Source organism: Paenibacillus sp. KS-LC4 (assembly GCF_036894955.1).
Lineage (GTDB): Bacteria > Bacillota > Bacilli > Paenibacillales > Paenibacillaceae > Pristimantibacillus.
The window spans coordinates 2,381,604-2,402,579 of sequence record NZ_CP145905.1; the positions used below are offsets into that span (position 1 = coordinate 2,381,604).

The window sequence follows — 20,976 nt, forward strand, 5'->3', positions numbered from 1 at the left end:
CAAGTCACAAAAATGCAGTTAAACGGAGGTATAACCAATGAATATATGGATTCGCAAACAATGGACTTTGCTGCTCGGCGTGTTATTTGTCCTATCAGCGTTCGTTACTTTGTTCAAATATACGGTAGAGCAGGGCTGGGTAACGAATGCGATGAAAATCGGGCTGGGATTGCTGAGCGGCGCAGGCTTTGCCGCAGCAGGATTTTCGTTGATTAAGCGGGAAAAGTGGCCGCTCGTCGGCGAGCTATCAATCGGACTAGGCGCCTGCCTGCTGTATATGACGGCTGCCTTTGCAGGTGTCTATTATGAAATGTGGGACTCCATGACGGTATTGCTCGGCATGACAGCTGTTACTGCGGCGCTTACGGTTTATGCTTACCGCTTTGAATCGCGCCTGCTCACTAACATTGCTCTTACGGGCGGGTTGCTGTCGCCTTTGCTCATGCGTCCAGAGACGGATCAAGTATTTACGTTATTCCTGTATATGCTGGTGCTTAATTCCGCATTTTTCTGGCTCAGCACGGTGAAGAGCTGGAACGAGCTCAGACTGATCTCCTTTATCGGAAGCTGGATTATGTATATCGTTTATTTCTTCACCTTTGATCCGATCGTAGAAGGGGTATGGAATTTGCCGCTGCGCTACGCGCTTGCCGCATTTCTGTTTTACCAAATCGGCTTCCTGCTTGCTTCGCGGGCTAATAAACAGAGCTTTGACGGGATGAATATGTTTGCGGGACTGTCCAATGGCGTTATTTTTGGCTTCTGGTCGCTGCTGCTCATTCATGGTGAAGTGCATTATGCTTATCCGCTGGCGTTTATCGGCTTTGTGTTGCTGCTTGCCGGCTCGTTTATTCACTATCATATGAAGCACATGGAGACAGCCTCGGCTACGTATGGTTCTGCTGGTGTACTGCTGATGCTGCTCGCGCTTAATCAGGTAGGAAGCGGTCTGGCTGTTAAACCAATCGTTAATGTATTTCTATGGTCGACAGTGGCTGCACTGCTTGTTATAGCAGGCAAAAGGTTCCGTTGGCAGGCTATGAATTTGGCATCGCTCATTATATGGTTTACGACGGTATGCTATTGGTACGTCATCACATGGTTTACACCGCGCGGCGAATGGTTCGGCGTCTTCATTCCGTTTCTGAACTGGGGCGCAATGGCATGGCTGGCGCTTGCGGCATTGGGCTTCTATTATTCGGCACGGCAGACATTTGCGTCACTTGGAGATGCAGGCAACCGCGTAATGGGGAACATGTACGCGCTTTGCTCGCATTTAATAATCGGCGGCTTGCTGACCGTTCAAATGATTCGGTTGTTTCAGGAGCATCTTTATGATCTTCCAGGCATCTATATGCAGCTTAGCCTCTCGGCTTCATGGGGCGTATACGCGCTTCTGCTCGTATTGTGGGGGGTCAACCGCGGCCAATCGGTGTTCCGCTGGTTTGGCTTCTCGGTTCTGGGGCTGACGGCCATTAAAGCGATTTTCTTCGACCTGAATGGCCAGGAAAGCTTATACAAGGTGCTCGTTCTGCTGTTGCTTGGAGGAATCTCCTTCCTCATTGCTTGGATCAATGGCAAATGGAATAAAGTAAGAGAGCTTGGCGACCAATCTTGGGAGCAGCAAAGTGCAGAGTCCGAAATCAAGAAAGATAACGGGTGACTGTCGGCTCATGAAAAATGAACAATTGGGGAATGAATAAAGCGGTTCGAAAGCCTTATTTTGATCAAAATCCAGTGGAAAAGCTTGACTAAATGAGGGGTAATATATTATCGTTACTTACGTAAAGTAATTAATGTTACTTTGATGTGCATCTAATCAAGCATGAAGCTAAACCATTTAACGGGAGGTATTTGATTATGTCACAAAGCTTTTTGGAATCTGTACAAGCAAGACGTACTTACTACGGAATTAGCAAAGAAGCCGTCGTTTCTGATGAGAAAATCGTAGAATTGGTAAACGAGGCCGTTAAACATTCCCCTTCATCCTTCAACTCTCAAAGTGCTAGAGCAGTCGTTCTGCTCGGCGAAAATCATGATAAATTGTGGAGCATTGTGCTGGAAGCTCTTCGCGCAATCGTTCCTGCTGATCAATTCGCTTCGACAGAAGGCAGAATTGCTTCTTTCAATAATGGCTACGGCACGATTCTGTTCTTCGAGGATCACAATGTAGTTGCAGGCCTGCAGCAGCAATTCCCTTCGTATGCGGACAATTTCCCGCTCTGGTCGCACCAATCCTCGGGCATGCTGCAATTTGTAGTATGGAATCTGCTTGAAGAAGTAGGCTTCGGCGCTTCCCTACAGCATTACAATCCGCTGATCGACGAAAAGGTAAAAGCGACATTCGGCCTGCCTGAATCATGGGGCCTTATTGCGCAAATGCCTTTCGGCAAGCCGACAGCAGAGCCAGGCGAGAAAACATTCCAGCCGCTTGAAGATCGCGTTAAAGTATTCAAATAAGTATAAATCGCACGAATAAGCTTGAAAACGAATAAGCTCTAAAATAGAAACGAACAGCCTTCGAAGCAAACTTTGGAGGCTGTTTTTGTGCAAATATAAGAATGTATATGTTTTTCACTTATAAATAGGTTTATATTTCTAAGGCAAGCTCTTCACGCGTTCCAGAAGGACGACGAAGTCGTTTTTGCTTGGTGATGCGCTAATCCCCCGATAGAGTAAACATGCGTATTTTACGATTTGCTGGCGAATAGGGGTAAAAACATGTACAATAAAAACCGATACATCATTATAGAGCTTTCTAAATATAAGCATTTGTAAGTTTTCCCTTATAGATAAGCTTATCTTTTATCGCGAAACGGTTACTTTGCCGCCAATGGACGGCTTCGGCCGTTTACGCTTAGACCAGCAGAGCCAAGCGATTTGGTTCAAGGAGGAAATTATGAGTATCGATCCGCGCATTATGAAGCAAATGATCAAGACGCAGCTTGCTCCTAATCTTGACTTTAAGACAGCAGCAAATCCGCTAGGCACGAATAAGGATAAAAGTGTAACCTCGTTGTTCGACATGCTGCTGTCCCAATATATGCATGAAGCTTCGAACGGCTCAAGTGAAGACGCGGATGTATCCGCTCAGGCGTCCGAGGCGCTGGCACAGCTTGCCAGCATGAATAACGCTTATCAGGCGGAGGGCGAGACGTTTGCAGTTGGCTCGACTGACTACGATGCGATGATTGCACAGGCAGCCGCTCAATACGGTGTAGATCCCGCCTTGATCCGCGGCGTCATTCGCACAGAGTCCGGCTTCCAGCCAGATGTCGTATCCGGCGCAGGGGCCAAAGGGCTTATGCAGCTAATGGACGCGACGGCACGCGGCCTTGGTGTAACGGATTCTATGAATCCGCAGCAAAATATTAATGGCGGAACCCGTTATTTATCCTTTCTACTACGCAAATACAATGGCAATGAGCAAGTAGCTCTAGCCGCATACAATGCCGGCCCAGGTCGTATTGACCGTCTCGGTATTACGACAGACAGCGAGCTGATGGCGAATTTGGACAAGCTTCCTGAGGAAACGCAGCGGTATATTGTGAAAGTACAAGCAGCACGATACTAAGGAGCTGCGAGGAAATGAGTACCCGCATTTGTCAACAAACTAGCGAACCTTTATTTTTTCGCAGACTTAAGGCTGTAAAAGCACTTTTTTTAGATCACGAATGGCAACCCGTTTGCCGTCGCTGATCTTTTTATTTTTTCTAGTAGGAAAGGAACGTTCGGCATATGTTATATTTCGATCATTGCGCATCCTCGCCGCCTTATGAGGAGGTAATTGATACGCTGGCTGAGGTAATGAAGGCGCATTATGCGAATCCTTCATCCATTCATCAGGCCGGTGCAGACGCAGATAAGCTAATTTCGCGCTCACGCTCACTGCTTGGCGAGCTGTTTGGTGTAAAGGCTGAGGAGTGGCTGTTCACCTCTGGGGGCACGGAGAGCAACAATCTTGCAATTAAAGGAGCGGCAAAGCAGTACCAGAGCCGCGGCAAGCATCTCATTACGACCCAAATGGAGCATGCCTCTGTCTACGATACGTTCAAGCAGCTGGAGCAGGAAGGCTTCGAGGTCACTTATTTGCCCGTTGACAAGTCGGGGCAGGTAAAGCTGGAGTCGCTGCGGACGGCGCTTCGCGACGACACGATTCTCGTCAGCATTATGCATGTGAATAATGAGGTAGGGAGTGTGCAGCCGCTCGCAGCCATTGGCAAGCTGCTGCAAGCGCATCCGCGCACGCTATGGCATGTGGACGCGGTGCAAAGCATCGGCAAGCTGCCGATTGATTTGCGAGGCTGGGGCATTGATCTGCTCAGCGGCTCTGCGCATAAGCTGCGCGGACCCAAAGGGGTCGGCTATTTATATGTCCGCGAGGGTGTAAGCCTGACGCCGCTGCTTTCAGGCGGCTCGCAGGAGCAGGCCATGCGCGCGGGAACGCAAAATGTGCCCGGCATCGTAGCTTCAGCGAAGGCGCTGCGCATGGCGATGCAATCGGCACCGGAGCGGCGCGTGCGGATGTACCGTCTGCGTCAGCAATTGACGGATTTCATTGAGGCTGCGCCGGAGCTGATTTTAAATGGCGGAGCGCCGGAGAGCATGGCTCCGCACATTGTCCATTTTTCCTATCCGGGCATGAAGCCGGAGGTCATCGTTCACATGCTGGAGCAGCATGGCATTATCGCTTCTACGAAGTCAGCCTGCTCCTCGCGCGACAATAAGCCGAGCCGAGTGCTGCTTGCGATGGGGCTCGGGCAGGAACGGGCAGCCAGCGGCGTGAGAATTAGTCTGGGCGACGAGCATGCGGAGCAACATATTTCACAGCTGTGCGAAATGCTGCGCCTTACCATTAGCAAGCTTAAGCCGCTTGAAAGGAGCGCAAGGTAAAAATGATGTATGATAAAGTGATTATTCGCTACGGTGATCTGGCTATGAAGGGACGCAACCGCGGGATGTTCGAGAAACGGATGCTCCAGCAGCTTCAGCTGCGATTGAAGGATTTTACCGCGCTGACGTATTCGAAAATGTTCGGCCGCCTTTATATTAATTTGAACGGGGAAAATTATGCGCTCATCGCGGAAAAGGTCAAGGACATTTTCGGTATTTCCACCTTTAGTCCAGTCGTAAGCGTTCAGCCGGAGCTTGCGGAGATTCGGGCAGCAGCGCTTGCGCTGATGAAGGCTATCCCGCAGGAGCCAGCGACCTTTAAAGTAAGCGCAAAGCGTGCTTGGAAGAAGTTCCCTCATACGTCACAGGAGATGAACCATTTGGTTGGGGCGCATGTGCTGCGCGCGCTGGAAAATTTGAAGGTGGACGTCAGAATGCCCGAGGTGGAGCTGAAGGTGGATATTCAGGAGGAAGCGGCCTATATTTTCAACGAGGTCGTAGACGGTCCGGGCGGCTTCCCCTTCGGGACGAACGGCAAGGCGATGCTGCTGCTGTCTGGCGGCATTGACAGTCCGGTAGCGGGCTGGATGGCGATGCGCAAAGGGCTGGAGCTTGAAGCGGTTCATTTCCACAGCTATCCGTTTACAAGCGAGAAGGCGAAGGAAAAAGTGATTGAGCTTGCAAAAAGGCTTTCTTATTATAGCGGCGCCCCGCTCAAGCTGCATCTGGTGCCTTTTACGGAGGTTCAGACGACGCTTGCCCAGTCGGGACAGGACCCGCTTATTATTACGCTGATGCGCCGGGCGATGCTTCGCATTACGGAGCGTCTTGCGGAGCTTAGTGGCGCCCATGGCATTGTAACAGGCGAAAGCTTGGGTCAGGTAGCAAGCCAGACGCTCATAAGCATGGACGTCATTGGGCGGGCGACCGAGCTGCCGCTGCTTAAGCCGCTTGTTATGATGGACAAGCAGGAAATTATTAATGAGGCGGAGCGGTTGGGCACGTTTGCCACCTCGATCTTGCCTTATGAGGATTGCTGTACATTGTTTTTACCGAAATCCCCCAGCATTAATCCGAAATTGCGGTTTGTGGAAAAGGTTGAAGGTTATTTGAATGAGCAAAAAAATCTGAATCAGCTGCTGGTTCAAGCCGCGGAGCAAACGGAAGTGCTGATGATTACGCCAGAAGACACGGAAGCCGAAGCAGGTGCCGGGGAAGACCGCTGGTTCTAATAGCAACGAATAGCGGCATGCTGCAAGCCGCTTCTACACATCGGCCGTCTCACCATGAAAAGGGTAAGGCGGTCTTTATTTGTTAAGAGGCTGGAGAGCAGGGTTACCCGCTTTAGGCTTTCCGGCATATTCGCCCCAGCTTGGACATACAGGTGGTAGTATAGGGGGCGAGTATAATGGAAAGCTTTTTCATATTTATGCAGATCATTCTGATTAATCTTCTGCTCAGCGGCGATAATGCTATTGTAATTGCAATGGCGAGCAAAAATTTGCCGGAGCGTCAGCGCAGGCGGGCGATTTGGTGGGGAACAATGGCTGCTGTCGTCCTGCGCTGTGTACTGACGCTGGCGGCGATTTCCTTGCTACAGACTCCGTTCTTGCAGGCCATTGGCGCTGTAATGCTGTTTTATATTGCCGTGAAGCTGCTAGCGGATGCGGGCGAGCAAGGTGACGAAGACGGAGCTTCCCATAAAATTGGCCGAGCGACCTCGCTGCTCGCCGCGGTATGGACAATCGTGACGGCTGATTTTATTATGAGCCTTGATAATGTGCTCGCCATAGCGGCCGTGGCGAAAGGACAGACGATGCTGTTGATTATAGGAATCGCTTTAAGCATTCCGATGATCATTTGGGGCAGCCATTTGCTGACGAAGCTGCTGCAAAAATTTCCTTCGCTTATTTATATTGGCGCTGGTCTGCTCGGCTTTGCAGCTGGAGGCATGCTTGTGCATGATCCAGGCATGCACCGTCTGCTATTCAGCAGCTCAGCCACCGCTACTCAGGCGATTCCGCTGCTGAGCATCCCCTTCGTCATTATTATCGGCATCCTGATGCGCCGTTCGGCGATGTCTTAAGCCGATATGATTGCCAGAGGAGTCGACGGCAGAAGTTCGAAAAGGGACAAAACGACAGTATCGGCGTTTGTTGATTTTGTAAAACTCCCACAGGGAGAGGGCGTTTCGGGCGCTTTGCTAATTTTTTTTTCATGTTGCCATAGTTGCACTGGTATTTTCACTTCACTTCCTTTAAACTAGTAAAGATAAAAACTGTCGTCTTTCGTCAGGATATGCGTAAGGCGTTGTAAGGAGCGGAAGCGCGGATGCCTAATAACAAATATTCCGCTGGAATTATTGTGCTGCTGGCTGGTATCGTAATATTGCTTGGCAAACTGGGTGTGTTCAGCTTTTTGGGATCCAATTTTTGGCCGCTTCTCGTTCTTATTCCGGGAATTCTGCTGCATGTGCTGTATTTCGGCAGGTTGTTTCCGGCAGTTGTGCTTATTCCGGGAGGCATGCTGATCGTTTATTCGATATTGTTCATGCTTTGTATCATGTTCGGATGGGATACGCTCAAATATGTTTGGCCGCTGTTTATAACGGGTGTAGCGGTTGGGCTGTACGAGTACCACTTGTTCGGCGCATCCCGTGAACGCGTTTTTTTTAACGCCTCCGCCATTCTCGCTGTTACATCGGCTGTACTGCTGATTTTGGCGCTCGTTTGGAGCTGGGGGATATATGCGATTGCTATTATCCTGATTGCGGCCGGAGCATGGATGATGATGGGGAAACGATCCCGCTGGTAGACGGCAAGCAATCGGTTAGGATTATACAAAATTAGACAAATGGAGTGGATTATTAGTTATGCAAGCAAGAGAGAACATTCGGAACATCGCGATTATCGCGCACGTTGACCATGGCAAAACAACATTGGTTGACAAACTGCTTCAGCAATCAGGAACTTTCCGTGAGAACGAAGCGGTTCAGGAGCGTGCGATGGACTCCAACGATCTAGAGCGTGAGCGCGGCATTACCATTTTGGCGAAAAATACTGCGATTACGTACAAAGATTATTTGATCAACATCGTTGATACACCAGGACATGCTGACTTTGGCGGCGAGGTTGAACGTATTATGAAAATGGTTGACGGCGTATTGCTCGTCGTTGATGCTTTCGAGGGCTGCATGCCGCAAACGAAATTCGTATTGCGCAAAGCATTGGAATCGAACCTTAAGCCTATCGTCGTATTGAACAAAATTGACCGTCCTAATGCTCGTCCATCAGAAGTTGTGGATGAGGTGCTTGACCTGTTCATCGAGCTAGGTGCAAGTGATGAGCAACTGGAGTTTAATGTCGTTTATGCTTCCGCATTGATGGGGACTTCCAGCCTTGACCCTGACAAACAAGATGAGAACATGGAAGCGATGTATGAAACTATCATTAAACATATTCCTTCCCCAACAGAGAATGTAGAGGAGCCACTGCAATATTTGGTGACGCTGCTTGATTATAATGAGTACTTGGGGCGTATTGCGGTGGGCCGTGTAAACCGTGGTATCGTTCGTCAAGGACAAACCGTTGCCGTTATGACGCGCGATGGCGGCAAGAAGCAGGCTAGAATTGAGAAGCTGTTCGGCTTCCAAGGTCTGAAACGGATTGAAATCGAAGAAGCAGGCGCTGGCGACATTGTAGCGATTGCAGGTATTAAAGATATTAACATCGGTGAGACGATTGCTGATCCAGCAAATCCGGAAGCATTGCCGGTACTGAAAATTGACGAGCCAACGCTGCAAATGACGTTCCTTGTCAACAACAGTCCTTTTGCTGGCCGCGAGGGCAAATGGGTTACTTCCCGTAAACTCCGCGAGCGTCTGTTCAAGGAGCTTGAGACGGATGTTGCTTTGCGCGTAGATGAAACGGATAGCCCGGATGCTTTTATCGTATCGGGACGCGGTGAGCTTCACTTGACGATTCTGATCGAGAACATGCGTCGTGAAGGCTTTGAGCTTCAAGTATCGAAGCCGGAAGTAATCGTTAAGGAAATTGACGGCGTGAAGCAGGAGCCTTACGAGGGTCTGATCATTGACGTGCCGGAAGAAAGCATGGGCGCGGTTATGGAGAGCCTTGGCTCACGCAAAGCTGAAATGGTCAATATGGTGAACAATGGCACAGGCCAAGTTCGCTTGGAGTTCATCATCCCTGCTCGCGGTCTTATCGGCTACCGTACGTCGTTCCTTACCCTTACACGCGGCTACGGCATTATGAACCATGCGTTTGACAGCTACGGTCCGCTTGCCGGCTCTGGTGTTGGCGGCCGTCACCAAGGCGTGCTTGTCGCTACTGAGAATGGCGTATCGACTTTCTATGGCATGATGGGCGTAGAGGATCGTGGTATTCAGTTCCTGGAGCCAGGTACTGAAATTTACGAAGGCATGATCGTTGGCGAGCACACGCGTGACAACGATATTGTCGTTAACATTTGTAAAGAAAAACAATTGACGAATATTCGTTCCGCTGGTAAAGACGATACCGTTAAGCTCAAAACGCCTCGTCTGTTCTCCCTGGAGAGCGCGCTTGAGTATTTGAATGATGACGAATATTGCGAAATTACGCCGAAGTCGATTCGTCTTCGCAAAAAAATCTTGAACAAAAGCGAACGCGAGCGTGCAGAAAAACAACGCAAAACATCACAAGCTGGCGTTTAAGGCGCTAGCCGCCTGATTGGAGGTTTAACGGCATGCAGCAATGGTTTAGTGAACATTGGGTCGTTTCTTATTTGCTCATATTAGGATTCACGATTTATATTTTCAATACCGTGTTTCGGGCGAATAATGCGAAGCTGCCAATTTTAAAGGAAGTACTGGTGTACATTTTGATCGTATTCGGTTCTTTCGTGCTTTGGATTTTACAGGTGGATTCGCTGCCGATTATTCAATGTATGGGAATTGCTGTATTAATGATGCTTATGCTTCGCGGTCGCCAGCTGTATGACAAGCTGCAAAGTAAACGGGCAGGCAAGCACGCTGTAAAGGAATCAGACTCCGGAAGTAACGGCATATGAGACGTTAGCGTGTTCTTAAGATCGGATCTGCCTTCTACAGCAGCGATATCCGCGAGAATTCGTGGGTATCGCTGCTTCTTTGCGTAACAAGGCAGAAACGAAATACAACGGATTTGAAGGTGGTTGCTATGACCGAAGGCTCTAAAGGATTACCCCCAAGAACGGCTGCAAGCAGGCCGGGTAGTGCGAAGAAAACAGCTCCAAAGCCTAAGAAGAAAAAGAAAAAAGGCAGCGTATGGATCAAAATTATGTTTGCCGTGCTTTCTGTTCTTATTCTAATTATGTTTTATGTCGGTTATCTTGCTTACGTCGCTACCAATGCGGTTGATACGATTGGTACAGTGAATAATATCGTCGTTCCAGAAGAGGAGTCCGTTAAGAAAAAACCTACGGGCATGGTGCTGCTCGGTATTGATTCTCGTGAAAATGGCGGAGGTTTAAATACCGACGTTATGCTGGTCGCCATTTTTAATCCGAATACAAAATCAGCTTCCGTCGTCTCGATTCCACGTGATTCGGTGCTGCAAGTAGACGGGTATCGCGAGCGGAAGGCGAATGCGAATTACAGTACTTTCTTCAATAATGCCCGCACCGAGAAAAAAATGGACAAAGAAGCGGCAGAGAAGGAAGCAAAAAAAGAAATTCGTGATATGCTGTCGAAATATTTTGGCGTTGATTTGAAGTATACCGGTATTATTAACTTTAAAGGCTTTACCGACGTTGTTGATGCGCTTGATGGCGTTGAGGTGAATGTTGAGATGGATATGCGTTACCGAGATACGGCCGATGGCACAAACATTAATTTGAGCAAGGGCCAGCAGGTGCTGGATGGAAAAAATGCCCTCGATTATGTGCGCTATCGCAAATCGAATCAGGGAACGGCTGAGTCCAGCGACTTTGACCGCAATCGCCGGGAGATGGAAGTCATCGGAGCGATTTTTGATAAAATGAAATCGTTTGAGGGCGTTACGAAATATGATAAGGTCATCGGGGCAGTCGGCAATAATTTGACGCTCGATATGCCTCCATCCGAAATTAAAAATATGCTGAGTACATATTTGGGCATGGGCAGCTCCGACATTGCGTTCCAAGCGTTAAGTGGAACATGGAAGAGCCCATATGTATATGTTGATTCTACATCCCTTGAAGAAGCACGTGCGGTGCTTCAGGCAAAAATGGCTGAATAACCATAGACGTTGGATTCAATAATGGCTATAATAGGAGCTAAGGATACCGAATGCTATTCCTGTTAGAAGGAGGTCATGCTGATGACCGTGTTCCTAGCCGCCAATTTCGAGCAAATCATCGAAGCTGATAGCATGCCTCGTTTTAAGCGTGGCTTTGCAGGCGTGGCTATGACGGCAGCAGCTTGTCCAACAGCCGTATCGGTTATCTATACTTCTCATGAACAAGTATGTACGTCTATAAGAAAGCCTGACGATCTAAGGATCGTCAGGCTTTCTGTGCGTTTGCATGAGCGTTAATGCTTGTCCACATTCGTTGCATGCTTTTGAATTTGCTTCTCACGGAGCTGATGCTCGTGCTCCTGCATGTGAGATTGGGTGTGCGATTGCGTCTGTGACGGAGGCTGCTCCGGTTGATGTGGCGTTACATTGCGTGGTATTTGCGGGATGATGCGGCTGATAATATCGGCCATTTCTTCAGCGAAGCCCGTTATCGGCTTTCCGCGCCGAATATCGGCTCCCATTTCCTTCAACCGCTGAGAGACATCCATATCTGCTGTTACGACAGCATCCATGCCGTAAGGATCTTTATGGAAAGCCTCGGCAACGGAATATTTAATCGTACCGACACGTGCGCGATCCAGCTTGCTGTCGATATCAATGCCGACAACGGCTGTTTTGCCCAGCACGACGCAATGGGCATTGTTTACGCCGCGAACGCCTTTTGCCAGCTTTTCAAGATGCTCAGCAACTTCCTTATTTGTTTTTAATGGTTTAATGGAATCTTCCGCAAGCTGCTGCGCCTTTACTGCGCCATTCGCATGATTTTGATGTGGAGAGGGTGATGCCATTTCGTTTCGCTTGACGGTGCTGCAACCAGCCGCAATAACAGCGATTGCGATTATAACCAATAACCGTTTATACACGTGAGCCACCTCGTCTTTCTTGTTGCAGATCGTTATGTCAGAACCTAGTGTGCCCGCAGTATAGTATCGCTATGTATAGGCCTTTCAATTGAATGTCCACGCCGGGAGGGTTTTTTCATGAAAAAAATATTCGTGCTCGATACAAATGTGCTGCTTCATGATCCGCAAGCGATCTTCGCCTTTGGCGATAATGAAGTAATCATTCCCGCTGTGGTATTGGAAGAGATTGACTCCAAGAAAAGATTGGCTGATGAGCTTGGCCGCAATGCCCGCTCTATCTCGCGCACGCTCGATAAAATGCGTGAGCAAGGGCGGCTTCACGAAGGTATTCCGCTGCCTGGCGGCGGCATTCTCAAGGTAGAATTAAATCACCGCAGCTTCGTGCGGGTGCAGGAAATGTTCGGTGAGATGTCCAATGACAACCGAATACTGGCAGTAGCACTGAATTATCATTTAGAGCAATTGGATCGTCAGGAAATAAGCTCTGTCGTGCTAGTGAGTAAGGACGTGCTCGTCCGCATTAAAGCGGATGTGCTCGGGCTAATGGCAGAAGATTACATGTCTGACCGCATTGTAGCGCCTTCTGATGTATACGCCGGTTATGTGACGTTGTTCGTTCATCCTTCGATTATTGACGAGTTTTATTCGTACCGGTTTTTGACGGTGAAAAATTTACAGCTTGGCAGCAGGCTGAATCCGAATGAATTCGTCATACTGCGAGATGAAATGGGCACCTCCAAATCCGCGCTGCTTAAGGTGTCGCAGGATGGTTTGAAGCTGGAACCGCTGTTCCTCAGCAATGATCCAGTGTGGGGCATTACGGCCCGCAACGCTCAGCAGCGCATGGCGCTGGAATTGCTGCTTAACGATGAAATTCCGCTTGTCACCTTAACGGGTAAAGCTGGTACAGGCAAAACACTGCTTGCTCTAGCTTCTGGCCTGCTCAAGGTAGAAGATGAGCATAAATACAAAAAGCTGCTAATTGCTCGTCCGGTCGTACCAATGGGCAAGGATATCGGTTATTTACCAGGAGAGAAGGAGGAGAAGCTGCGCCCTTGGATGCAGCCGATCTACGACAATTTGGAATATTTATTCGATACGAAAAAATCCGGAGATATTGAAAAAATATTGATGGGTCTCGGTAGTATTCAAGTAGAAGCGCTGACCTACATTCGCGGTCGTTCTATCCCCGGCCAATTCATTATTATTGATGAGGCGCAGAACTTGACCAAGCATGAGGTGAAGACGATTGTATCACGCGTAGGAGAAGGCAGCAAAATCGTCCTCATGGGCGATCCGGAGCAAATCGACCATCCGTATTTGGATGCGACAAGCAATGGCTTAACGCATATTGTGGAGCATTTCAAAAAAGAAGGCATCAGCGGCCATATGACACTGGAGAAGGGCGAACGCTCCAAGCTTGCCCAACTGGCAGCTGATTTGCTTTAAGAGCTGAATGATAGTTTTGCATAAGTGGACTGCGACGAAAAAAGCGCAGTCCTTTTCTCTGTGCCTTCATCTATTCCATCAATCCCCGCTCTCTACTAACTTGGACAATACTTGTATTAATTGCTATGATATAAAATGTGCCGAGATGATGGCGGAGGGGAAGGGTTGCTGTGTCGATTAGGAAATACGCTACAATGACAGCGGTATTGGCTTTATTCATTATTATTTTTCTTCTATTAAACTTTAGCGATAGCACCCTCAATCGGGCTGAAAATTTAAATAGAGATACGAATGCCGAGCCGGCGGGCGGAGAAGAGCAGGCAGATCAATCGCAAATTTTAAATGTAACCGTTTCCATGGCTGAGGATGAGTTTTCTAAGCTTAAGGAAGCGACAAATAGCTATCAAATGAAGCATGTCAATACAATGGTCAAGCTGACGAATATTGCGGATGAAGGCGATGGCTATGCTCAGTGGAAAAAAGCACTGGAGCTTGGAGCGGCACCCGATATAATGCTCATGAATAGCGAATGGGTACGCGAGTTTGCAGTACGCGGCTTGTTGAATCCCGTCGATGTCCCAAGCACCTCTGACACGATGGCAGAGCGGCCCGCGAGGCTGCTTGATCCGCTGAGGTGGAACAGCTATTTGTGGGGTATCCCTGCTGATGCCAATCCCTATGTGACCGTGTGGAACAAGACATTGCTCGCTGATGCAGGCTTATCGAAGCCGCCAGCGGATTGGAGTGCTTTTACCAATCTGCTTCATAAGCTGGAAAGTGGTGCAAAAGCTTGGCAGGCGCTATATGTAGAGCCTCATAATGTCGCATCCCTGCTAGTTTGGCTCGACGAATGGACAGCTGCAGGAGAAGGGGCTGGAGCGTCCTATTTGAAATTTGACAGCAAGGCTGTGCAGGAACAGCTAAAACGCCTAGACTCGATTTCCGGACGAATTACTTCGTCAGCTTTGGCAGATTATAGCTTGTCCATTGGCACGCAAATGGAGGAACGGCATATCGTCGCTGCAAGTATTCCTTGGTCCATTTACAGCAAGCTTTCCGCGAAGGAGCAAAATAAGCTGCTGCTTGATAAAGGTGCGATGCATGATGTGTGGCTTGGAAGCAGGAGCTATGTCGTCGCGGGAACGAGTGAAATGAAAGAAGAAGCGTTTACGTGGATTAAAGAAATGGTGGAGATTGGCGGGCAGCAGCAAAGCTATGCTTTAACAGGGAAGCTGCCCGCCAAAAACTCCTTGTATACAGGGGGCGAAAATAGTATAGAAAGCGGTACGGCGAAAGCCGGAGGTCCACCGCAATGGTGGCTTAAGGTGCTCAATGGCGAGCCTTCCGCTCAGCCGCCCGATCCTGACTGGCACGAGCGCTTCCTGCATACGCAGCTGCTTTGGCAGCAATATGTAGAAGGTGAAATCACGATGAAAGCATTTATCCAAACTATACAAGCTATAGGGAAACCCCTATAGCTTAACTTGCAAGGTTACGATAAGCTCACCGTCTTTAATTTCCACATCGGTTGCTTGCAGGAAGGAAATAATGAAGGAGGGGTAGAAGCCAAGGTCAAATTGCTTCTCCAGCTCCTGCTTCGTCGTGTCAGGCAACGATAGACCGTTGAATAAAAGCTCGTCTACATGAAAAATAATGCCATTGCGAGGCTCTTGCTCAACTGTATAATGGCCGCTCACGCTTAATTCCAGCGCATCCCGCTTGCCATATGCAGTTAAGGAGCCATCCTCAAAAGAGAAGGAAAATTGCTCAAAGCGATCATCTTGTTCCCGTAGAAACTTATTCAAGGCATCTTCGGGAATACGTATCGTGTAAGTAAGGCCGCTAGTTTCCAAATACTGCTTATTATTTTGCAGCCAATCAGGCAGCTTCCGCATCGCTTTGGATAAGGCGCTGAAATGCTGTTTGACTTCATAAAGGCCAATTGACTCCCAGTAGCTGGTTAATTCCTCCATCATCAGCCGCAGCTTGTCGGCGTCCGAGCGTCCGGCAAGTCCACCTTCTATTTGCTCCTGCAGCGCAAGCACTCTGGTACGCTGCTCTGTGAGCCTTTGCTCGATTGAGGCGAGCTCTTGCTGCTTCTTGCCGAGTTGCTCGATTCCTTGTGCGAGCTGAGCATATTCCTCCTTGTACAGCTTCATCACATCGCGGTCATGCGCGAAAATCAAATCCGCATATTCCATGACCATCAAAAAATCCGATATGGATCGTGCTGATAACAAAGCGGTCAGCCAAATATCCCGATCGCCCATATAATATGCACGCAGTACTTTACCGGCTTGCTCGCGTTTGTGTTCGATTTGCTGCTCCTGTTGTTCCAGCGCTTGCTTGGCGCTTGCTGTTTCTTTGGTCAGGTCGGCCTGTTGTATCTGGATGCGCTTGATTTCATTATCCATTTCAACGACTGACAGACTTTTTTCCAGCAGCAGCCGGGTTTCCTCGCTATTGGAGGGCTCGGCGAAAGCAGGCATCACACACCAAAGGGTCAGCATGCCAGCCATCAGCGTAATCAGCGCAAGCCGTGTAGGAAAGCTTTGAAATGCCACGCTCGGCCTCCTCTCTTCTTGGCTATATAAAGGGAAGTTGATATCCTACAGCCACCATTATATGCAGCGAATTATTTTATTATATCTTACATTTGGAAAGGCATGAACAGGACTATAGGGCAATAATCGCGGCATTTCAGTATATTCAGCCTATTTAGCGCATCAAAAAACGGCGGACCCATGAGGATCACGCCGTCTTTTGCCAACATTAAAGCGGACACAAGGTGAAACGGCCGAAAGCTGTCCTTTGACAGCGCGGCGCGTTTCCTCTAGAAAGGATTGCCCATTTGGAACACGGTCCAATATGTAAAGCCTCCAAATGCAATAATCATGTAGCCCCAGAACATAACGATGTACGTTTTTTCTGTAAAGTTCAAATAGCCTAGAAATACGAAGGCTACTGCTTGGGCAAAAAACAATAATGCAAATTCTGTCATATGCCCAGCAAACGCCATAAGGCCAATAACAAGGGTCCAAAAGCCCAAAACCCGATACATACGTGCCATATCTGTATATCCCCCTTTCGCTTTGGACACGATTTTCTACAGATTATTATAACGTTTGTACAAATAGGTGTAAACCTGCTATTTCAAAATATAAGCATGAATTAGTTTGCTCCTAAAAATGCGCTTATAGTTCTCGGAGCGAAACGTCCCGCCAGAAGGACGACAAAGTCGTTTTTTGCTTGGCTAAGGACAACCTTTATTGTGAAGAAAATATGCTTTCTGCATAAGTTTGCACCAGAAACAGTCCGAATATGTATGAGGGCTTGAAAAAATGGTTATACAATTTAGTATCCAATAGATTCTATGAACTCTACCAAGGGCATAGATATAAGGTAAGCGTCTTTACGTTAGGAGGTTTTGGTTGCATGACAGCAGTCAGACAAGATGCGTGGAGTCCAGACGACGATTTAATTCTCGCCGAAGTGACCCTGCGCCATATTAGAGAAGGCAGTACCCAGCTTGGAGCTTTCGAAGAGGTAGGGGAGCGGATTGGCCGTACATCCGCAGCATGTGGATTCCGCTGGAACAGCTGTGTTCGCAAGCGTTATGAAGAAGCTATACAAATTGCCAAGCAACAGCGGCAGAAACGCAATTATTTGAAAAAACAAGCGATAGCGGCAACTCCGCAAGTATCTTCGCTGCCGGCTTATGAGGCGACAGAGGAGAGAGGCTTCAAGGCGGAATCGCAAGCGACGGAAGAATTGCTTTCCATTGATTCGGTTATTCGTTTCCTGCGTCAAATCAAGACAACGTATCACGATGTGGGACGTCAGCTCAAGTCGTTCGAGAAAGAGCTGAGAGAGAAGGAAGAGGAGCTTGGCCGTTTGCGGGGCGAAAATGAAAGATTGTCTCGTGAGGTGAACAACGCTCAAAGTGATTACCACACCGTCAATGATGATTACAAAACGTTAATTCAAATTATGGACCGTGCCAGACGGCTTGCCGTGCTGACGAATGATGAGGAAGCGAAGCCGCGCTTCAAGATGGATGCCAATGGCAACCTGGAGAGAATTGAATAGAATTGATAACAGCCCGCCGGTTGATTCGGTGGGCTGTTGGCGTCTTTAAAGGATATGCGTATAATGGAAGAAAGCGTAAGGAAGCGTAAGGAAGCAGGGGGTAGAGGGAATGCATATCGCTCTAGTAGGCGGGGGAGCGCTGGGTCTGCTTTATGCAGCGAGGCTGGCCATTACGAAAGCTGAGGTTACGGTATGGACGCGAACGGAGCGTCAGTCCGCTCTACTGGCAGAAGAAGGCATTCGCTTGCTGGAGTTAGGCGAAGCAGGAGGAGCCAGAGAAGCGTCACGGCATGCTGTAAAAATAGCAAGTGTACATAGCAGAAGCCTAGAATCGGCAGCAGCTGAAGCAGAGGCTGACTGCACGGGGCGGCAGGCGCCAGATTGGATCATCGTCGCCGTCAAGCAAGCAGACTTGACGAGAGAGCTGCTTCGAGCTATAAGGAAGCTCGCGGCGCCTGCTGCGGCTGTTCTTTTTTTGCAAAATGGCATCGGACATCTGGAGCTGGCGGCAGAGGAGCTTCCGGGGCTGCCATTATTTATTGGCGTTACGACCGAAGGGGCGCTGCGCCAAGATGAAAGAACGGTAAGGCATACCGGCAAAGGACAGCTTGCACTCGGCCCATCGTCTTTAAATAGTCAAGCAGCGGGCAAAAGGGATGAAAATCATCAAATTATGTTGCAAAATGCCTTGCAATTGGCAGGATTTACGGTGTTGCTGTCGAAGACAATGAACAATCGAGTTTATGAGAAGCTCCTCATTAACGCAATTATTAATCCGCTTACAGCAATATTTGATGTGACGAACGGCGAGCTGCCACAGCATTCGGCGAGGCTGCGGCTTATGCGCGCTTTATATGAGGAAACAAAAGAGATTTTACGTGTGGCTGGCGGGGCAGAGCTTGGCGAGGGCGCTTGGGAGAACGTGCTTGCTGTTTGCGAAGCTACCTCCGCCAACGTGTCATCAATGCTTAGCGATGTACGGGCAGGCCGTCCTACTGAAGTACAGTGGATAAATGGGGGCGTTTCCAGCCTAGCTAGACGTGGTGGCATGGAATCGCCGCTGAACGATGCCATGAGCGAAATGGTACGGCATTTGCAGGATGAACGGCTATAGGGAGGCGATACGGATGGGGATAATATGGGAGAGCATCAAGCATTTTTATGCTTATATGGCGGTTATTCCAGTAATACCTTTTCTCTTGATTTATTTTGGCTACGGAGCTATTATACGAGACCGCAAAAAAGCCTTTCGTCTGGCGATGGATATAACGACCGCTTTGCTGATCGGCTGTGTGGCGGTATTGCTTGATTCCTTGTTCAATAATTCCTTTGGTTTGTATGGCATTTTGTTGATTATGCTAATTGGCGGCGGCTTGCTGGGCAATGCCCAGTTCCGCAAGCGCGGCAGCGTCAATGTGAAAAGAATTTTTCGCGCCGTATGGCGGCTTGGATTTTTCACGATGAGCATGCTTTATCTGCTGCTTATGTTTATTGCCATCGGGCAATCTATTTTTTCGATATAATGGCGGACTGTAATTAGGCTGCTAATGGCTTCAGAACGGGTCTTTTTGCAAAGGCCTGTTTTTCTTTTTGACGCGCGCCCTATAACTTGTGTACAATTAATTTGTCTGTTACAGGCAGAATCATAAGCGTTTACGCTTAAATATATGGTTTCAATTAGGAGGCAGGGGTGGCTTATGTCTACCGAAACTTATTCATTACCAAGCACTCAGCCGCTCACCGACGCCTATGTTAACCTAACGGACTCAAGGCTTGAGTCCTTGTTTGGCTATCATCCGGGTCGCAAGGGCGATTGGGAGCTGCGTGCCAAGCGGCTTGCACAATCAGCGGGCACAAGGGCGGATGCTGCTTCAGTCGCAGCGGTGCTGCGCGATTACAATAGCAAATGGAACGCTGCGCCCGAGGCGCTGGCTGCCATTGATGCGATTGCGGAAGGCGCGCCCGTTATCGTTGGCGGTCAGCAGGCAGGGCTATGGTCGGGACCGCTTCTAGTTATACATAAAGCCGTATCCATTATCGGCGCAGCCCGTCATGCCGAGCAGCTGCTTGGGAGAAAGGTCGCTGCTGTATTTTGGATTGCTGGAGAGGATCATGACTGGGACGAAGCGAATCATGCCTATGTGCTGACCGCTGATCAAGGGCTGCGCAAGCTGGCGGCTGCCCGTCCGGAAGGGGCAAGAACATCGGTTAGCCGTACCGCTATTGAATCGGATACGTGGGCGGCACTTCTATCCGAGCTGGAGCAGGCGCTGCCACATTCTGATTTTAAGCCGGAAATTGTTCAGCAGCTTAGGCAGATTACGGAGCAAGCACAGTCGCTATCAGAAATGTTTGCCGGTGTAATCAGCTGCTTGCTAAGCAAGCATGGCATCGTTCTCATGGATGCTGATGATCCACAGCTGCGGAGGCTTGAGGCCCCTTTGTTCGAGAAGCTGATCACGCACAACGATGAGCTGGAGCAGGCGTATACAGCTGCCGCCAATCAGGTGAAGGAGCTTGGCTATCCTTTGCAGGTTGATGTAACGCCCGGCAGCTCTAATTTGTTTGTTTTCCAAGCAGAGAAAGGGCAGGAGAGAACGCTGCTATATAAGCAGGAAGGAAGCTTTCAAAGCCGCAAGGGCGATTTTTCGCTATCCAAGGAGCAATTGCTGGACATTGCGCGGCAGCAGCCAGAGCAGCTCAGCAACAATGTGCTGACACGCCCGCTGATGCAGGATTATTTGTTCCCGGTGCTAGGGACGGTACTAGGCGCCGCTGAAATTGCTTATTGGGCAATAACTGGGGAAGCTTTCCGCAAGCTGGATATGGAAATGCCGATTGTATTGCCACGCATATCCTTTACGCTTGTAGAGGGTACAGTTGCCAAGCATATGGGCAAGTACGAGCTGACGCTTGAGGATGTGGCCTTGCGCTTTGAGGAGCGCAAGCAGCAATGGCTGGCAGAGCAGGATCAGCTGTCCATAGAGGAGAAGTTTGCCGCAGCAAAGCAGGCGTTTGAGGATTTATACGCGCCGCTGCTGGATTTGGCTGCTTCGATACAGCCGGGTCTTGCCAAGCTCGGCGATACGAACCGTCAGAAAATCATCGAGCAAATCACTTTTCTTGAGACGCGCACGAGGGATGCCCATGAGAAGCAGTACGAGGCAGCTATTCGCCAGCTGGATCGTATTGCGCTGTCTTTGTGGCCGAGCGGAAAACCGCAGGAGCGGGTATTGAATATGACCGCTTATTGGAATCGTTACGGAACTTCATGGCTCGACAAGCTGCTGGAGGCTCCGTTTTCCCCGCTAGGCGGTCATCAAATCATTTATTTATAAATTTAAATTTGGAGGATGAATATACGC

General features: G+C 49.0%; 20 protein-coding genes. 17 read left to right on the forward strand and 3 right to left on the reverse strand.

The features are described from left to right. Positions 1-37: 37 nt before the first annotated feature. The 11 genes from V5J77_RS10115 to V5J77_RS10165 all read left to right on the forward strand — a co-directional run bounded on the left by V5J77_RS10115 (position 38) and on the right by V5J77_RS10165 (position 11,447). Positions 38-1,663: a DUF2339 domain-containing protein gene (locus V5J77_RS10115; protein ID WP_338555650.1), complete on the forward strand. Its 1,626-nt coding sequence runs from the start codon at positions 38-40 to the stop codon at positions 1,661-1,663. 197 nt (positions 1,664-1,860) lie between these two features. Further along, entirely contained in the window at positions 1,861-2,460 is a 600-nt protein-coding gene (locus V5J77_RS10120) for a nitroreductase family protein (RefSeq protein WP_338555651.1), read from the forward strand. A 439-nt stretch (positions 2,461-2,899) separates the two neighbouring features. Beyond that, positions 2,900-3,574 (forward strand): lytic transglycosylase domain-containing protein, encoded by a 675-nt coding sequence (locus V5J77_RS10125; RefSeq protein ID WP_338555652.1) that lies wholly within the window; start codon positions 2,900-2,902, stop codon positions 3,572-3,574. Positions 3,575-3,738: 164 nt separating this feature from the next. Next, positions 3,739-4,893 carry a cysteine desulfurase family protein gene (locus V5J77_RS10130; RefSeq protein WP_338555653.1) on the forward strand — a complete coding sequence of 385 codons (1,155 nt, stop codon included), beginning with the start codon at positions 3,739-3,741 and terminating at the stop codon, positions 4,891-4,893. A gap of 2 nt (positions 4,894-4,895) precedes the next feature. Continuing rightward, positions 4,896-6,125, forward strand: coding sequence for a tRNA uracil 4-sulfurtransferase ThiI (gene thiI, locus V5J77_RS10135; protein ID WP_338555654.1), 1,230 nt, complete (start codon positions 4,896-4,898; stop codon positions 6,123-6,125). Between the two features lie 176 nt (positions 6,126-6,301). Next, positions 6,302-6,979: a TerC family protein gene (locus tag V5J77_RS10140; protein WP_338555655.1), complete on the forward strand. Its 678-nt coding sequence runs from the start codon at positions 6,302-6,304 to the stop codon at positions 6,977-6,979. Positions 6,980-7,224: 245 nt separating this feature from the next. Continuing rightward, a complete protein-coding gene (locus tag V5J77_RS10145) occupies positions 7,225-7,707 on the forward strand; it encodes a hypothetical protein (protein WP_046230390.1) in 483 nt (160 codons plus the stop codon). A gap of 58 nt (positions 7,708-7,765) precedes the next feature. Then, positions 7,766-9,607 carry a translational GTPase TypA gene (typA, locus tag V5J77_RS10150; RefSeq protein WP_338555656.1) on the forward strand — a complete coding sequence of 614 codons (1,842 nt, stop codon included), beginning with the start codon at positions 7,766-7,768 and terminating at the stop codon, positions 9,605-9,607. Positions 9,608-9,639: 32 nt separating this feature from the next. Further along, positions 9,640-9,963, forward strand: coding sequence for a YlaH-like family protein (locus V5J77_RS10155; RefSeq protein WP_046230392.1), 324 nt, complete (start codon positions 9,640-9,642; stop codon positions 9,961-9,963). 128 nt (positions 9,964-10,091) lie between these two features. Beyond that, entirely contained in the window at positions 10,092-11,150 is a 1,059-nt protein-coding gene (locus V5J77_RS10160) for an LCP family protein (protein WP_338555657.1), read from the forward strand. A gap of 81 nt (positions 11,151-11,231) precedes the next feature. After that, positions 11,232-11,447 carry a hypothetical protein gene (locus tag V5J77_RS10165; RefSeq protein WP_338555658.1) on the forward strand — a complete coding sequence of 72 codons (216 nt, stop codon included), beginning with the start codon at positions 11,232-11,234 and terminating at the stop codon, positions 11,445-11,447. Here the strand turns inward: V5J77_RS10165 and V5J77_RS10170 are convergent. Then, positions 11,444-12,073 carry a YhcN/YlaJ family sporulation lipoprotein gene (locus V5J77_RS10170; RefSeq protein ID WP_338555659.1) on the reverse strand — a complete coding sequence of 210 codons (630 nt, stop codon included), beginning with the start codon at positions 12,071-12,073 and terminating at the stop codon, positions 11,444-11,446. The genes V5J77_RS10165 and V5J77_RS10170 overlap by 4 nt on opposite strands. Positions 12,074-12,190: 117 nt before the next feature. On the opposite strand from V5J77_RS10170, the gene V5J77_RS10175 reads away from it, so the two are divergent. Together V5J77_RS10175 and V5J77_RS10180 are read left to right on the forward strand one after the other, a co-directional pair. After that, positions 12,191-13,522, forward strand: a complete 1,332-nt coding sequence (locus V5J77_RS10175; protein ID WP_338555660.1) for a PhoH family protein — start codon at positions 12,191-12,193, stop codon at positions 13,520-13,522. Between the two features lie 194 nt (positions 13,523-13,716). Next, entirely contained in the window at positions 13,717-15,000 is a 1,284-nt protein-coding gene (locus V5J77_RS10180) for an extracellular solute-binding protein (RefSeq protein WP_338555661.1), read from the forward strand. Here V5J77_RS10180 and V5J77_RS10185 read toward each other — a convergent pair. Together V5J77_RS10185 and V5J77_RS10190 are read right to left on the reverse strand one after the other, a co-directional pair. Then, entirely contained in the window at positions 14,995-16,086 is a 1,092-nt protein-coding gene (locus tag V5J77_RS10185; RefSeq protein ID WP_338555662.1) for a hypothetical protein, read from the reverse strand. The two genes, V5J77_RS10180 and V5J77_RS10185, sit on opposite strands and share 6 nt — an antisense overlap. 269 nt (positions 16,087-16,355) lie before the next feature. After that, positions 16,356-16,592 (reverse strand): DUF2626 domain-containing protein, encoded by a 237-nt coding sequence (locus V5J77_RS10190; RefSeq protein WP_056041661.1) that lies wholly within the window; start codon positions 16,590-16,592, stop codon positions 16,356-16,358. A 365-nt stretch (positions 16,593-16,957) separates the two neighbouring features. Between V5J77_RS10190 and V5J77_RS10195 the strand changes: the two genes are divergently transcribed. The 4 genes from V5J77_RS10195 to bshC all read left to right on the forward strand — a co-directional run bounded on the left by V5J77_RS10195 (position 16,958) and on the right by bshC (position 20,949). Beyond that, positions 16,958-17,611: an RsfA family transcriptional regulator gene (locus V5J77_RS10195; RefSeq protein ID WP_338555663.1), complete on the forward strand. Its 654-nt coding sequence runs from the start codon at positions 16,958-16,960 to the stop codon at positions 17,609-17,611. 109 nt (positions 17,612-17,720) lie between these two features. Beyond that, positions 17,721-18,725 (forward strand): 2-dehydropantoate 2-reductase, encoded by a 1,005-nt coding sequence (locus V5J77_RS10200; RefSeq protein WP_338555664.1) that lies wholly within the window; start codon positions 17,721-17,723, stop codon positions 18,723-18,725. Between the two features lie 13 nt (positions 18,726-18,738). Next, a complete protein-coding gene (locus V5J77_RS10205; RefSeq protein ID WP_338555665.1) occupies positions 18,739-19,134 on the forward strand; it encodes a DUF3397 domain-containing protein in 396 nt (131 codons plus the stop codon). 174 nt (positions 19,135-19,308) lie between these two features. Continuing rightward, positions 19,309-20,949: a bacillithiol biosynthesis cysteine-adding enzyme BshC gene (bshC, locus tag V5J77_RS10210; RefSeq protein ID WP_338555666.1), complete on the forward strand. Its 1,641-nt coding sequence runs from the start codon at positions 19,309-19,311 to the stop codon at positions 20,947-20,949. Positions 20,950-20,976: the final 27 nt, after the last annotated feature.